This window comes from Zhongshania sp., assembly GCF_047636175.1.
In the GTDB taxonomy this organism is placed as follows: domain Bacteria; phylum Pseudomonadota; class Gammaproteobacteria; order Pseudomonadales; family Spongiibacteraceae; genus Spongiibacter.
Genome location: NZ_JBLIKC010000002.1, coordinates 204,662 through 220,605, shown reverse-complemented (window position 1 = coordinate 220,605; position 15,944 = coordinate 204,662). Strand labels below are relative to the sequence as shown.

Below are 15,944 nucleotides of genomic sequence, written 5' to 3'. Positions count from 1 at the left end.
AATCGGGCGAGCGCATCTGCTTTTCTAGCCAGAAATCACATAATTTTTAGCCTTACCTCACGACAAAAAACTTTAAATGGGGCGCGCCTTTATTGAGAGACACCCATAAAGTACCGAACACCCTCCTCCTGAAAACCAGATAATGAAAAGCTAGCCGACCGAAATCGATATACCATTTATTTCCGGCTAAAAATCATTACCCCTGAAAATAACCGTCTTATTAAAATATAATATTCCTTATAAAATAATATTATTTATTAATACTAGTTCACCCTCACAAAAATAACTATCAAACTTAATACGAAGTTGTCGTGATTTGGTACTGTATGCAGAATGACATTCCTCAATACTGGGTGCTAATTATTAGCGCGCCGAGTCATACGATGACGAAATAACTGTCTATTTAAAATTACTACCAATTTATCTCTATCACGATAAGTAACTATCGCTCTGAAAATACGTTAACGCGCCGCTGTATCTTACCGGCACGGCTAACTCATCCTGATTTTTCACCTAGTATTCCATCAGCTCAGAACAAGAGGCCCCTGTGGCCGCGTAATTTATCTCTGATTTCAGCGCCGCCAATACTTGTTCCGGTATGCCGACAACATCTTTGGCAAATTCATGGTTTCGCAACATCAATTCGCTACCAGGCTATTACTATCCATTCGGATTATTCGAACTTTTCTATTCTCATAATCAATTTGTTTACAGCGCCACGCCTAGATCTCGTTGTAAAATGGCGCTATTGCCTAGCGATTGATAATCCCGCTTCATAGCGAGTACGTTACTACGATGCCGTGAGCAAACGAATCTGGGCAGCTAAGTATTCACGCTTCATTCGCGCGACAAGATCGCTAGTCGGTACCAACCCCTTGACCGCGCTGATACCCTGCCCACAGCCCCAGACATCCCGCCAAGCCTTCGCATCCGTTTTTTCTGCGACGCCGAAATCCATTTTTGATGGATCGCTTTCAGGTAGGTTATCGGGATCCAAACCACCTGCCTCAATGGAAGAGCGTAGATAGTTGCCATGCACGCCAGTGAACAAATTGCTATAAACAATATCCTCGGAAGCGCTACTAACAATAGCTTTCTTGTATTCCGGGGAGGCGTTGGCTTCCTCCGTTGCAATAAAGGGTGAACCAACGTAGGCCAAATCAGCTCCCATAGCTTGGGCCGCCAATACGGCGTCGCCTGTGGCGATACTGCCGGACAATAGTAGTGGCCCATCGAACCATTCCCGGATTTCCTGAACTAACGCGAAAGGAGATGTGATACCGGCGTGACCACCCGCCCCCGCTGCAACAGCGATCAGGCCGTCGACGCCTTTTTCTACGGCCTTTCTAGCAAATTTGTTATTGACCACATCATGAAAGACTAGCCCGCCATAAGCATGTATTGCGTCGATGACGAACTCCTTGCACCCGAGCGAGGTAATAACGATTGGCACCTTGAATTTCACGCACAGATCTAGGTCGTGCTGGAGCCGCACATTGGAGCTATGCACAATCTGGTTAACGGCAAAAGGAGGGGCTTGCCGACTCGGGTTGGCTACGTTGTAGCCTTCCAACTCGCTGGTAATCTGTTGTAGCCAATCCTCCAGCATCTCAGCAGGACGCGCGTTCAGCGCGGGAAATGAACCCACAATCCCAGCTTTGCATTGAGCAAGGACAAGGTTAGGGTTGGATACGATAAACATCGGCGCTGCCATCATAGGCAAGGACAGGCTACTCGCCAGAAAATTTGGTAATGCCATAGGGGTATCTCCGCTATCTAAAATTATTGACTGCTATCAGGCTTTTTATTCTAGAGTTAGGGACGGTAATGATGGCCGGACGGACCGTCGTCTTATTTTCTTCCATCCCATCAGTCCTCAGCTCGGTAGACCTTCAGGAGTATGTTATTCCAGCCCGCCCAAATTAAAAGCCAACCAAAGTTGGTTTTTTACCAAACGGGTTTTTACTTGTATATCAGTTAGGGAGTGACTAGCGCCACAGCCCCCAAGTCAAGGTCGTATACCCATGATATGGGTGTGATAACGCCCCACAGAGACTCGACCAAATAACCGACAGCATTGATGCCAAAGAACCAGACGCCGGTACCTGCCACGAGTGCAAGATAGTGATTGTCAAACACGATACCAATAGCATCCAATAGTATGTGGGCAAGACAAGCCTTGGCCCTGGCTATTTGATGATCGGCCGAAAAATGGCTGCAATTTTTCTAGGCATCAGGTTGCAACTCATTTACTACCTAGGAATGACAGAAGAAAGGTTGAACGATCTCACCTTGAGCTAAACTTAAGGTGCTTCATTCCCTTCCTATTAAGACATCAACAAATTTATACTTGTATAAAATTATTCTGACACACTTACTTCGCTATACCCGCCCAAGTCTCGACAGCGCTGTATGCGTTAAATATTTCCTATATACAGAGTTGTCATTGACAGAACTCTTATGACCACCCTTCAGCTCCTTAACGTGCTCTACACGCGTTAGACGCCCAGTTTGAAATTCGTAGGCATGAAAATATGCCCACGACCAATAAGGGTGACTACCGTCCATCACCTTATAACCATCTTTTTCGAACATGCAGTAACAACCATCAAAGGATCTAAACGGCTTACCTGCCCTGTCATAGGTGACCATGGCAATTGGCATCTGGTTTCGAACATCAAACCACACACGCTTCTTGCTAATCGGCGCTCTTTTAAAACCAGTCGGCTCAGCCTCGCAAACGATCACTTCTGGAATCATTTCAACTACGCTGTCAAAAAAACTTTCGCCTTTTGGCCCGCCATGAACGCCGTGTTCCCAATTTTGATGGTGTGGATTCCAGCCATCAGACACGCCCGCAAGCATGGTTTGCCGCCCGACCACTTTATAATTCCCCCACGTATGCAGGGGATCGCCAGCCGCCCAGGCATCAGAAAGATAAAGCGCTGAACCTGGCACTAAGGGCTCAAAGCGTTGATTCGTTGGAAACTGTCTTATTCTCCGAAAATACGGCACGTAACCATATAATTCAGGAAGTTTATTCTGGTCGTAGTTCCAGACACTAAGATACGACGAACCGCGCTCACTATCTGGCGAGGTATATACCACCGTATTGAAACGTAGCTTATCCATATGCCTCGTCCAATAGGGTTTCGGATCCAGCACCGTTCTCCCAACGGGTGACATTTCGGCCCAAACCAAATCATAATTATAATCAATTACCCCACCTGAATTTAGATCATACTCTTTCATTGCGTAGACATTTGCGTCGTGTCGCCCCCATGAAAGCGTTAAGCCTGCAAATAATTCCAGTGCAGTTTGACCATATGGGAACGGGTGGCCGCCGATCCATGGCTTGCCATCTTGATTGACAACATTTCCCCGTTTATCAAACCTTGCCTTCCCTTGATTTGAAAGCGTTGCCTCTTGATACTCCCAAGGGCCCATTTTCATCCAATCTGTTGTCGTTGGCACAACCTTAAGTTTCCTGCCAAGCTCGACTACTTGCTTATATTTTGCGGGATCCAATAAGTCCTTAACCAAGGACACATTGTCCACCGTAATATAATCGCCTTCCTTAATTTTCCCTCGGGTATAAGCCTCTATAGACAACAGCTCATCTGGATACGCCTTGGTCACCTCGCCCGTAGACCCAATGGTCGGCCACAGTGAAGAAAGCACTCCGGCACCTGCAAATTTCCCACCATAACGCAGGAAATCTCTGCGTTTCATCCTAGAAGACCACTGCTGCAGGTACATGAATCACCTTATACATTAGCGACCGTGAGTTAACACTAATACTCAACAGCCGCTGTAACGGAAATTACGCAAGATAAACGTTAGAACTGATACGTTAATCGGAGCGAAAGTTCATCTGCAAAGTCTAAAGATGAAAGCAAATTGCTATTGGGCGTATCGCCCCACATATCACCATCTATGTGACTGTAGAATGCTTCAACAGTCAGTCCGTGACCTGGGTTCCAACGGATGCCGGGCTGGACTAATAGACCGCCATCCATATCCAATAGCGATACCATTTCGATCTCAAATATTTTATTTGCTAACGGTTGCGTAAAGCCGAATACCATATAATTTGCATTACCGGTTTTATTGTATTTTATGCCGGTAGTTGCACCTGCTTCTAGCTCATCTCTACCGACCGCACCATAACCACTTAAATGCCGACCAACCAAATCACTTTTATTTTTAGTAAGCGCCTGAAACACAATATAAGTGCCGGGAATTTCGTCGAAAAACCGGTGCCATTTATCAACCACTAGCGCTACGGTATATTCGTCTTCTCTTATCTCTTTTTGTGAGAGCGATGGCGATGTGAATCCTCGATTATGCGCATATTGCACCTCCACATTGAAAATAAGTTGATTTAAAAAATTATTCTCACTTTCATTTACGTAACTCGCACCTAAGGCAAAGATGTTTTCACGATGATACCGGCGCTCAATATGCCCACTCATACTACCGCCAGCGGCCGTAAAGAAGGTATTTAACTGGGCTTCGGCCTCACCTACATTTGCCGCAGGCGAAGCATAAATATCTGTTGACCCATCAAATTCGGTTATAGCCGAGTTTAAGCCAGCTACTGCATCGAGTCTGGCAGACGCGGCATAATGAAACCATTCATCCGCGGAATATACACCACCTGGATTCACTGAGAATGGCGAATTTGCAAGCGCTTCCCCACTATCTCCAAACTTACGACAAAGAATTGGATCGTATACCGCACAGTTGGAGAGCTTCGCGTTATACGCGGTGTTAACAACGTCACCGAGCAGTCCCGTAAGCGGTTTACTAACGCCTGACTTTGTCCACGCAAATGTGCCCTCTGTACCGTATTTAGTGACAAATGAAGCCTGCCAGCCAAACTGACCGTAATCACCTTTAAGACGAAATCCGCCGGATAACTTTTCGTCATAATCACCTGACCCATACGTATCACGCACGGTAAACTGAGTAGGAATAATATTGTAAGGCGTGTTTGGGTTGCCATATACGGTTGGCTGAAATCTCCCAACATAGGCATCGGCAAGAATGTTATTGGTCACCTGGTACGTAGCTCTTAGCGACAACATTGGAACTCGCTTGTCAGAGAATTCTTCTAAGCCCCTGTCAAGCAACGAATGACGGCGCAAGTCTAAGCCGTTAGGAACATCAAATATCCGAAAAAAGACCGCTTGTCCCCACGCTATCTGCTGGTTTCCCGCACGAATACTTAAATCCCCCGAAGCGTACTCAAACAAAAATGTCGGAAAGTAAAGCTGATAATTATTGCTTGTCCACTCTAATGAATTAGGGTTTTTACCAGTATCATCAATGTAATCGAAATAACTCGGCTTACCTTCATATAACCCCGCATCAGTATGTGGACCAGCATCCCGCCCATTTTGAAAGCTAGACAAATCATTTGCATCAAATGCATCATACACTTCGGGATCGAACAAGCCGCGCAATCTTGCGATAAATCGCCACTCATAATTAAGCTGGAAATTTAGCTCTATTTCTGTCCGTACCAGTGCGTAGTTAAAATCATTGTCGGTAGATTTAACAAAATCTCCACGTCGAACAGTATTCCCAAATGGTAAGGGGGTTGTCCCCCACGCGCCAACGCCACCGCCGCCGCCAAGACCAAGTAAGCCAGTAACAGGATTCACTACGGTTAATGGGTTCAAGGCTGGTGGCAGGAAGGTGTCTCGCTGGACGGTTTTGTCATTAAAAACATTACCGCCCTGATTGTTCGGGTTCTCCTCGCCGCTGTTTGAGCCAGCAACCTCCGCGCGAATAAAACCACTGATTGACACACTTGAATTTTCAAACCAGCCATCTCCAGCATGAGTAGCCGTACTAGTAATAACACCACTCAGTAAAACTAAAGCGGCCTTATGCGTGGCCTTCAAATTACAAATTTTCATAAATAAATCCTTAAATTATCTAAATCACACTCGCCTCTCTATTGCAATCAGACGAGCATAATTTGAAAAACACTTTTTTTATTTAATAGTCAAAATATTAGCGTTATTACCAAAAACAAAGGTGGCAGAGTGTTTTTTAGAGATCACAGCAGCGCTATACCAGCCACTTTGTATATCCAAACCCCGCACAGCGTTCCAGCTTTCGCCATCATCACGGCTGAACAAAATCGTTCTCATCCCTGGGGCAATCACCAGTCCATCGGCGGTCGAGGTCACCCCGAGTAGATTTTGGTGCGAGCTAGCTTTAAGTTCTCGCCAGCGCGCATCGTCCGCGTCACGCTTTAGTACAAACCCTTCTTGACCGACTGCGTAAGCAACTCCGTCATCCCGAACGCTAATCGCAGACAATGTGGAAGAGATTTCAGCTTCTGAGCTGCCGCCCGCATTTTCTACCGACCATGTTTCACCCTGATCTGTCGATTTCAGCACGAGCGCAAGCTCACCCACTACCCATGCCTCACCGCTCTCGCTCACAAAAGCGCCATACAAATTGGGTTCAAATAGCCCCCCAAGGCGCATATCAGGATCAAAGAAAATACCATCCCAGTTTTGATTAACTTTTTTCCAGGTCTCCCCGCCGTTTACTGATCTAAGAAAAGTACCAAATGACCCGCTGGCAACAGCAAAGCCATGGCTATTTATATCCACTGAAAATAGTCGCTCTTTGGTACCTGACTCAACGGGCCTCCATTCACCCGATGAATCACGTATCAAAACGGTGCCCATTAGACCAACCGCAATAGCTCTTTCACCATTAAAACTGACGCTTAATAGCGCAAGCGAAAGTGGATTTACGTCCGGTGCCCACGTCGCCCCACCATCTTCAGTCCGGAGAATTTTCCCCTTTGCTCCGACGGCATAGCCAATATCACCAACAAGGTCCGCATCGAATAATGCGTCGTGCGACGTACCTTGTTCGATATATTCAGCGTCGCTTTCAGCATGTAATCCAATGGAGAACATGACCGACAGACATAAAACACTAAGCCATATCAAACTCGACGATCGTCCATTTCTAATTGCACTATTGCAGTTCATAGGATCCCCTAGACTTGGCCCAAACGCTGCAGCGCTTGTTGTGTAAAGTAACGACTGTAAGCCTTATCATTATCTAACTGGAAGCCAGACTTGTACCCACCACCATTTTCCTTCTGGTGTGCAATTCGGCTCATTCGGCCAGTCTGCACATCAAATGAGTGAACATTCATCCACGACCATGCTGGCGATTTCCCATCTGGCCCAAGAACAACCTCATCACCTCGTTTATACTGGCCAAAGTTTGTTTCGAAATTCACCCACGGCTTGTTCTGGCGGTCATAACGAATAGAACCGCAATACATATTATTACGCACATCAATGTAAGCTACGCGCTTACCTGCAGGCGCTCGCGGGTATCCAACAGGTTTAGATTCAAGAACAACAACTTCTGGCGCCAACTCATAATCCGTTTCGAAGAAGGTCTCACCGGATGGCCCGCCGTGAGTTCCTGGACGCCAATTTGCCTCATTACCATGCCAATCCACATTGAAGCCGCCAAGCATCGGCTTCCTAGCAACTATCTTATAGTCACCCCATGTATTCATTGGGTCACCGGCCGCCCACGGATCACTCAAGAACCAGGTTACACCAGGAATTAGTGGCTCAAAGCGCTGATTCGTTGGGAACTGACGTACACGTCGAAATTGCGGAAGGTAGCCGTACAACTCAGGGAATTTATTTTGATCGTAGTACCACGTAGACAAAAATGAACTACCCGCAACATCCTGAGTAGAGGTAAAGAAAACCGTTTGAAAGCGCAGTAGGTCTTTCATATTACGAAAAACTTTGCCATCCATGCGAGCCTGTACCTGCAGCTCAGCCCAGATAAACTCATAGTCGTAGGCTTTTGAGCCATCTGGATTAAATACGACATCATTAATAGCGTATTGGTTATAATCTGCTCGACCCCAGCTCATCGCCAAATTCGCCTGAACTTCACGCCCCGTTCTGGGATTAGGAAATGGCAGGCCACCACCCCAGTTTGATCCATCCTTCATCTTAACGTTATTATCCTTATCGAAGTGGGCCGTTACTCCGCCTCGGATATTTTCTAGCGTTTTATCATGAAACTCTTTGGGAAACATCACACTGAAATCAGTGGTGGTCGGACGAATTCGGATTCTTCTCCCCATGGTTTTTATCTGATGAAAAACAATCGGGTCCAGTAGATCCTCTACGATATCAACATTATCTGCTGTCAGGTAATCGCCAGGGCTGATCTTCCCCTTGGTATACATTTCAATAGACATCAGTTCATCTGGGTACGCTTTCCCAATATCACCTGAAGCGGCAAACAACTTTTCCAGCGGCATTAACACTCCAGCCGCAGCACCTACTGCCATGTTTTTCATTAGCTGGCGACGACCGTAATCATGGTCATACTTTTTAATAATCATAAGTTACTCTCCGTTATAAATTTTATTTACGAGTGAAAAATATTCACCTTACCCAGCGCTTAATACTGACTTAGGCTTAACAGGTATTACTTTAGACGAAGCAGACGACTCTGCGACCACAAACAAACTTAAGTCGACACTTTCCCCTACCATAAGGTCATCTCGTGTAACGAACTTAGGTTTTATAAGCCAGATAATTAACGGCAAAACGACGAGAGAAAGAATCATATTTATTAGCATGATAGCGACGAGCAGAAGTCCCATATCAGCCATAAATTTAAGATCTGATAGTAAATACCACGGAAGTATTCCGATCAGCATGATGGATGCAGTGAACATTATTGCCTTGCCGGTTGTAGTTAGCGATTTAGTAATAGCACTCGCCCAGCCCACATCATCATTGTATTCTTCACATATTCGAGACATAAGATATATCCCGTAATCTATTCCGACCCCAACCCCAAGCACCGCCACCATTACAGAGTTAATATCCAACCCAATACCCAAAATATGCATAGTTGCAGAAAGCATAAAGTTAGATATATTTACTGGAATTAGTACAAGAATCGACGCGACAAATGATTTATATGCGAAAGCTACCACAAAAAATACGGCGATATTAAGGAGGCCAAGTATTAGCCAATGATATCTGCTTACAACAGAGTTCATTGCTTCCTGGAGCGCTATCGTTCCTGACCCCATTCTGATGGTGAATTCAGGGTGATCTCGACCGACAATATCTACCGCTCGAGTCGCACTAGCCAAGGCGTGATCAATCGTTTCCTGCTTATTATCTGGGTACCAAAGTGAGATTGTAGAGTTCTGAAATTCGTAATCAGTAATATGCGAAAAGTTAACGGGATTAGTACCAAACGCCACCGCCGTACCTGCAGCACGTATCGCCTTTGGCGTAGGATCTAGCGGCAACCATCTTGGATCTCCCCCTGAAAACAAGCGGTTGGCTTCCATCATATAGTCAGCAAAAGACAACGTCGCTCGAGGAGCCAGTATCTCATCGTCCTCCATTATTGACTGAATCCGCAATGCAGACTCAACCACACCCGGGGTACGAGCGACGCGGTTGTTAACGTCTCGATTTTTTGCTTCTAGAATAATCTCTAGCGTATTGACGCCGGGAAAGTTGCTATTAATCGCCCTTGTAGCAACATTAAACTCCGAGTCCTTCCACAGGAGACCCGAACCCTCTACGGGGTTGCCGACTTTTATCTGCATCGCCACAAAGATCGCGGCAACTGAAAGTACCACGGTCACCGCGGTGGTCGCGTAGGCACGCTTCCCGTGAGTTAGGCTGGCGATAATACGTAGTGCGGACAGCTGCGCGCGCTGGAAAAAACCGCCTTCATTGTCTGAAGTAAGCTCTTCGATATTTCCTGGCGTTGGCAAGTAAGAAAGGACTATAGAAATAAGGAAAACACCCGTCGGTATAATACAAATCGCCCAAAACCCGCAAAAGAGCGCAAATCGTTCCATTGCGGGTATGGGTGCCAGAGCAATAAAGACAATACCCAGGGCGTCCGTAATAACCCCAAGAATAGACGGCGCCATCATGACACCCATTGCTACTTCAGCAGATTTCCTTTTGTCTTTGAGGTGCGCAAATATTTCATAATATCGTTCACTAAACTGTACGCAATGGGAAAAGGATCGGGCCACTAATAGCAAAGGCACAATCATCAACAAAGGCTCAATAGGCGCCGAAATCCAGCCAACCAACCCGAACCCCCAGACTGCGGCAACGCTACTGCAAATAATTGGCGTTAACGTTCCTGCAACATTCCGCATATAAAGCGCGAGTGCGATAATTAAAGCGGATAATGTTATTCCGAAAATCTGATAGGTTTGATCTTGAAGCTTGTAAACCCAACCCGTCAGTACCGGCTGTCCTACAATGTAGATTTCATGATTACTATCGCTGTATTTGTCCTTTAACTCTTGAACAGCTTTAAATACAACATCGTAATCTAGCAGGTTTTCCAAAAATGCTGCGGTTATTACGGTTGCGGACTCGTCGCCCGACACATAAAACTTTTTGACATTTGGACTTTGTTCTACCCTTCTTCGAAAATCATCTAACTCCTCAGCATTTTGCGGAACCTTGTCCTCCATCAATGGCCGAAGATCCACGCCGTAGGGCGTCGCTTCTGCATACCTTGCTTTTTCGGTGGCAATAGAGATTAGTGAGTCATGGTTTATCCCCGGAACAAGGTCAATCGCTCTAGTAAAATCCCAGACTTTTTGCAGCGTGTCGCTATTATAAATATCGCCGTCTAGGCGCTTAATCATGACCACCACTGTCAACGGATTCCCGAAATTCGGATGATCTTTATATATTTGAACGTAGGGATCATCTTTCGGAAGCAAATCTGAGAACACGGTCTTTATGGTTAGACCTTTTATTCCATAGGCGAAAAATACCGTCAACACGACAAACAGAATTGCCATATAAAATCGGTTTTTCATCACCCAGGCCGCAAGCCTAAATCGATAGTTGTCCATTGTTATTCCTATATCAGGGCACGTCACATCGTGCCTCGACTAATATTATTATTTGAGAATACTCGCCAAAAGTAATCTCACCACCAAACAACCACTTCAACATTTACCCCTTCGAATGGCAGGTAAATCCTAATATCAATTACACTCTACTTTGTCGTTAACTTAGACTAAGATCTATTTATTATCTTCGGTTTTCGTCTCCGCATAATTTATCGGCATAAACGCCAAACCTTTATGTATCGCTGGCTTTTTAGACGTTATCTCGTCGTACTTGAGGTGCCAAAGCTTCATGTAGTTGTAAAAAGGCGCCATCGGGTAGAGATGATGAATCAGATGGTAGTTCTGAAATACAAACAGGGGAGTCAGGAGCCACTCCAAACCTAGCCGGATCGTTGTGGCCTGATATTCATTTTCCTGCGCAGTTACCTCGGCAGGATGATGAGGGAGGAACACGAATACGAGGGCGACCAAGAACAACCCGACGCGTGACGCTAGAACCCACAGGAAAAGCACCTCCATGCCGTAGCCAAGCCAAGCCAAGATTGTAACTGCGGTACCGAAAACTACTGCCTGTATAGTCAAGGCGCGCATGTGTCGTTTCTTCTGATCACCACCATTGCGTAGAAAAGAATACAAGTAATACAGATCAAAATTTGACCATCGTAAAATAAAGTCCCACCACTTGGCGTTGTGGATAAATCTATCCGGGTCCGCGTCACCGCTGGTAAACCGGTGGTGCTGGAAATGGGCCCAACGCGCGATCTCAAGTGGCGCTGCCGGAATCAGCAGTAACAGCGAGATGCGACCGAACATGTCGTTGACGCGGTTATTAGTAGACACCGTGCGGTGCAGGGATTCATGCATAGTAGTGAATAGTAAATAGAGTCCGATCCCGTTTGCCAGCGTGGCACTCCAATAAGGCATAGCGCCGGAAATAGCCATTCCAGAGGCACCACCTATGACCGCTAGGCCAAGCAAGAACAAGCACAGCGCTGGCCAAGACATGGCCGGGGTCTTCTTCAACTCGCGAAAATACTGCTCTTTACTGGGTAAACTGAATACTTTTTCTACATCTGTCATGCTCGTTTCCTCCAGGCGTAGGCGGCTAATTATTGATATTCCGGTTCCAACGCTAGTACGCTTGCCGGCGAGGGCCTACCGCCAATCTATGATTCTTAAGAAATATACTGATCTAACTGCCGCAAGTTAGGTACCAACTAAAGTTGGTTTTAGGGTTGGTTATACGCCGAACCGACCATCATTTCGTTGATATCGAAAGAGACACATTTGACCTAGGTGAAAACAAAGGCCCACTCTCAGATATAGACAAATACTAGAATCGTCAGATAACTTTGTTCTGATTAAATTAACGAGGCACCTTAATAAGAGGCACTGCCTGCCAATTAGTGGCGCATCATTAATGGACAGAAACACAGCTACAAGAACTGCAGTGGAAAAACCGCGATTTCTGAAAATAAATATTTCAATATCAGCAGGGCTTATTAGAGGAGTTAACGAGGTATTTGGTTTTTCTCTGGCTTCATTTTCTAACGCGTCTACTGCAAGGAAACCGAGTATTAAATCTGCTATTTATAATTATAAAGTTACTCATTAAGTTCGCTTTTATGCCAGAAACCAAAAATTACTGTTCGTGCAAAGGTCTCGTTATGTATTACAATCTATTGCGATTTTACTCATCGAGTAATAATCTATTGCCGGTACAGCATGAGAAATTAGAAAGTTAGCGTATCCGGCTTTACTGACCAGAGCACTTGCCTTTAACTAAAATATCAAGAATTGAACACAGCGAGATTATCTCGCTGTGTTCGCGCGAAGGCAGCTACGCCATACGCACGACAGGCTTGATGCATTTTCCACTCTCTTGCGCTTTAACCGCTTCGTTTAGCTCTTCGAATGGGAAAAAATCGATGAGACGATCAAAAGGGAAACGCCCCTCAGCGTAATACTCGATAAGTTGTGGAATAAATATTTTTGGTTCGGCGCTTCCTTCCACTATGCCGACGATCTTTCTACCTGGAATAAGTAACTCCATAATATTTAGGCTAACTTCAGCACCAATGGGTGCTGCGCCGACCAATGCGCAGGTTCCCAGCGGGTTTAGAATGTCCACGCATTGCCTGACGACGTGAGGTATGCCCGTCATCTCAAGACTGAAATCCACACCACCTATCAGCTTTTGAATTTCCTCGACCACATTATCTACGCAGAACGGATCAATGACATGATCGGCGCCAAGCTCTACCGCTAAAGCTCTTCTGCTCATATTAGGCTCGACCACCACAACGGGCGCTGCACCGATTATCTTGGCTGCCATTAGCGCGCTAAGGCCAACGGCACCGCCGCCAAATATAGCGACCGAGCTACCTTCAGCTACGGGTAATGAGTTGAAGACTGTGCCTGCACCGGTCTGTATGCCACAACCTAAAGGAGCGAGGATTTCGAGAGGCAGGTCTTTCCTCACCTTCACTGTATTACGAACGTTCGCAATAGCCATTGTTGCGAAAGAGGATTGGCCGAAGAAATTGGCATTCACCGCTTCGCCATCTTGCTGCATGGTGCCCGAACCATCGCCGCGGCAGCCACTGAAGTTATTCTGCATGAAGTTGTAGCAATAGGCCGGCAATTCGCTTGCGCAGGATGGGCAGTCACCACAGGAATTAAACGACAGCACCACATGATCACCGGGGGACAGGTCTTGCACTGCGCTGCCAATTTCTACAACGATGCCTGCGCCTTCGTGCCCCAACACGATCGGAAGGGGTACCGGTAATTCTTGACGCAGGCAAACGAGATCCGTATGGCATATGCCAGAGGCGACAATCCTTATCAGAACTTCATCTTCTCTCGGTGATTGCAAACTGACCTTTTCAAAGGTAAAGGGATCAGCTGATCCTCGGGCGACTGCGGCTGTTACTTCGTGCTTTATGTCATTAATCATGGTTCATAGCGCCTGTAATTTTTGAGTCGATCTAATGAATTTTTATTGAGCTGTGAGGAAATTTCAGGACACCTGCTTTTCGCTGTTTCCCCAGTAAGGTTTACGCAATTCTGTTTTCAGAATTTTTCCAGCAGCAGAGATTGGTAGTGATTCCACAAACTCTAACGATGCAGGGCATTTGTATCCGGCAATATGCTGTTTGCAGAATGTGCGCAACTCGCTCAACGTGAGCGCCCCAGCCACCTCGCTATCGGGTGACGCCACTAATATAGCGTGTACCGACTCACCCCACTTCTCAGACGGAAGACCAATAACGGCGCACTGTGCAATCCCCGGATACTGAGTTACTGCCGTTTCAACCTCGGACGAGTACACGTTCTCGCCTCCTGAGATGATCATGTCCTTAACGCGATCAACAATATAAACAAACCCTTGATCATCGATATAGCCCCCATCCCCGGTATGCAACCAACCGTCAACGATAACCTCACGAGTCAGCTCCGGCTTCCCCCAGTAGCCAATCATGACATTTGGACCGCGGGCTACAATTTCCCCAACTTCACCGTTTGGCAATTCGTTACCGTGCTCATCGAAAACGCGAACTTCTTGGACTGGGCAAGCAACACCTGCGCTGCGAATTCGACCCGACTCTCGCGCCGCTAGTGAATGGTTATCTAACGGAGTCATGGTCGTCATACCACACTCAGTCATACCGTAACCCTGAACCAAAGTGATGTCGGGCAGGCACTCAGTGGCCTTATCAACCGTACCTAAAGGCATCGGCGACGCGCCATATAGTATTGTTTTGACACTTTCGAAATCACTCGGGTTGAAACCCGGTGCATCTAGTAACAACTGCATCATCGTTGGAACCAGCAACAAGTCCGTCACGCGATTACTCTGTACCGCGCGGGACACATCTGCAGGATTAAACCCGGGAACCAGCACCTGAGTGCCGCCCTGCAACATCGCCATCAGCAAGAAGCCCATGCCGGCAATATGAAAAAGTGGCGCGCAATGCAGCATGCGTGTCTGTACCGGAACCCCACTCATCAGGGCACCCGATACCGCGAACGTCATCAAATTTGTATGGCTGAGCATCACGCCTTTCGGCTTGCCGGTAGTGCCACCTGTATAAAAAATACCTGCAAGATCATCACCACTGCGGTAGACATCACTGACCGGCTCCTCGTTTGCTAGCAGCGTTTCATAACACAGTAAACCTTCGGGACATTGCCCATCGCCAGAAAAAATCACGTTCTCTAGCTGCGGTATAATTTTACGCAACTCAGGTATCATCGGTGCGAACGCATCATCCACAATAAGCACGCGAGCGCCAGAGTCCTGTAGTGAATAAGCAACTTCGGCGACGCTCCAGCGGATATTTACAAGATTGAACACTGCACCGGCCCAGGGAGCAGCAAATAACACCTCCAGATATCGACTGGAATTCATTGCCATCATGGCGACACGATCTTCTGATCCAACATCAAGATTTTTTAACGCTGACGCAAATCGTGCAACACGGTCGCCCAACTCCGCATAGCTCCAGGATTTATCCTGATAGCAAATAGCAGGCTGCGTTGGCCGCTGCCGTACATTGCGGTGTATAAGTTGAGTTAAATTCATGCCTTACCTCTTTTTATTTGATTGGGTACACCAAACACCAGCTAGGACTTAGTGGTAATTGAAACGGTTTGATGAATATACTGCGCCAACCAGCCCACCTTAGGTACCAACTAAAGTTGGTTTTAAGCCCAACCACTGCGGATTGATTAAGCCATCCAATGTCTAACACAGTAAAAAAGAAAACAACGATAACTTCGAGGTCGTATTGTTAGACGATCCACGCACCAAACACACAGCCAATGAAATAAGGTTGATGCTATTCGAGTACGGGATGTTTTCGATAATAAATAATTGATGATCGACGACGCCACACCGGCTTCGGGCACTGCAGCAAAACTGGCGACCGACATGTCACTAGCACTTGAGTTTACTGAGCATACAATTATGCGGCCAAGCCCCAAGTAGTCTGTTTAATGC

General features: G+C 46.5%; 10 protein-coding genes. All 10 read right to left on the bottom strand.

Annotated elements, in window-relative coordinates; genetic code table 11:
• Nucleotides 1–513 precede the first annotated feature (513 nt).
• Complete coding sequence (locus ACI955_RS02050) at nt 514–639, bottom strand: hypothetical protein (protein ID WP_415242063.1); 126 nt, start codon at nt 637–639, stop codon at nt 514–516.
• Between the two features lie 151 nt (nt 640–790).
• Entirely contained in the window at nt 791–1,759 is a 969-nt protein-coding gene (locus ACI955_RS02045; RefSeq protein WP_415242062.1) for an NAD(P)H-dependent flavin oxidoreductase, read from the bottom strand.
• A 623-nt stretch (nt 1,760–2,382) separates the two neighbouring features.
• The gene (locus ACI955_RS02040) at nt 2,383–3,732 is read right to left on the bottom strand and encodes a DUF1329 domain-containing protein (RefSeq protein ID WP_415242061.1); all 1,350 of its coding nucleotides are present in this window, start codon (nt 3,730–3,732) and stop codon (nt 2,383–2,385) included.
• A 107-nt stretch (nt 3,733–3,839) separates the two neighbouring features.
• Nucleotides 3,840–5,927 carry a DUF1302 family protein gene (locus tag ACI955_RS02035; protein WP_415242060.1) on the bottom strand — a complete coding sequence of 696 codons (2,088 nt, stop codon included), beginning with the start codon at nt 5,925–5,927 and terminating at the stop codon, nt 3,840–3,842.
• 78 nt (nt 5,928–6,005) lie between these two features.
• The gene (locus ACI955_RS02030) at nt 6,006–7,025 is read right to left on the bottom strand and encodes a hypothetical protein (RefSeq protein ID WP_415242059.1); all 1,020 of its coding nucleotides are present in this window, start codon (nt 7,023–7,025) and stop codon (nt 6,006–6,008) included.
• Nucleotides 7,026–7,033: 8 nt separating this feature from the next.
• A complete protein-coding gene (locus ACI955_RS02025) occupies nt 7,034–8,422 on the bottom strand; it encodes a DUF1329 domain-containing protein (RefSeq protein WP_415242058.1) in 1,389 nt (462 codons plus the stop codon).
• A 48-nt stretch (nt 8,423–8,470) separates the two neighbouring features.
• Nucleotides 8,471–10,939 carry an efflux RND transporter permease subunit gene (locus ACI955_RS02020; RefSeq protein ID WP_415242057.1) on the bottom strand — a complete coding sequence of 823 codons (2,469 nt, stop codon included), beginning with the start codon at nt 10,937–10,939 and terminating at the stop codon, nt 8,471–8,473.
• Between the two features lie 174 nt (nt 10,940–11,113).
• Nucleotides 11,114–12,019 (bottom strand): fatty acid desaturase, encoded by a 906-nt coding sequence (locus ACI955_RS02015; RefSeq protein WP_415242056.1) that lies wholly within the window; start codon nt 12,017–12,019, stop codon nt 11,114–11,116.
• A 760-nt stretch (nt 12,020–12,779) separates the two neighbouring features.
• On the bottom strand, nt 12,780–13,898 hold the full coding sequence (locus ACI955_RS02010; protein ID WP_415242055.1) for an NAD(P)-dependent alcohol dehydrogenase: 1,119 nt from the start codon (nt 13,896–13,898) through the stop codon (nt 12,780–12,782).
• A 63-nt stretch (nt 13,899–13,961) separates the two neighbouring features.
• Complete coding sequence (locus tag ACI955_RS02005) at nt 13,962–15,527, bottom strand: class I adenylate-forming enzyme family protein (protein WP_415242054.1); 1,566 nt, start codon at nt 15,525–15,527, stop codon at nt 13,962–13,964.
• Nucleotides 15,528–15,944: the final 417 nt, after the last annotated feature.

Coding starts and splice junctions, on each gene's coding strand:
- ACI955_RS02020 (WP_415242057.1), bottom strand. CDS start 10,939: ATGGACAACTATCGATTTAGGCTTGCGGCCTGGGTGATGAAAAACCGA.
- ACI955_RS02005 (WP_415242054.1), bottom strand. CDS start 15,527: ATGAATTTAACTCAACTTATACACCGCAATGTACGGCAGCGGCCAACG.
- ACI955_RS02035 (WP_415242060.1), bottom strand. CDS start 5,927: ATGAAAATTTGTAATTTGAAGGCCACGCATAAGGCCGCTTTAGTTTTA.
- ACI955_RS02045 (WP_415242062.1), bottom strand. CDS start 1,759: ATGGCATTACCAAATTTTCTGGCGAGTAGCCTGTCCTTGCCTATGATG.
- ACI955_RS02010 (WP_415242055.1), bottom strand. CDS start 13,898: ATGATTAATGACATAAAGCACGAAGTAACAGCCGCAGTCGCCCGAGGA.
- ACI955_RS02030 (WP_415242059.1), bottom strand. CDS start 7,025: ATGAACTGCAATAGTGCAATTAGAAATGGACGATCGTCGAGTTTGATA.
- ACI955_RS02025 (WP_415242058.1), bottom strand. CDS start 8,422: ATGATTATTAAAAAGTATGACCATGATTACGGTCGTCGCCAGCTAATG.
- ACI955_RS02040 (WP_415242061.1), bottom strand. CDS start 3,732: ATGAAACGCAGAGATTTCCTGCGTTATGGTGGGAAATTTGCAGGTGCC.
- ACI955_RS02050 (WP_415242063.1), bottom strand. CDS start 639: ATGTTGCGAAACCATGAATTTGCCAAAGATGTTGTCGGCATACCGGAA.
- ACI955_RS02015 (WP_415242056.1), bottom strand. CDS start 12,019: ATGACAGATGTAGAAAAAGTATTCAGTTTACCCAGTAAAGAGCAGTAT.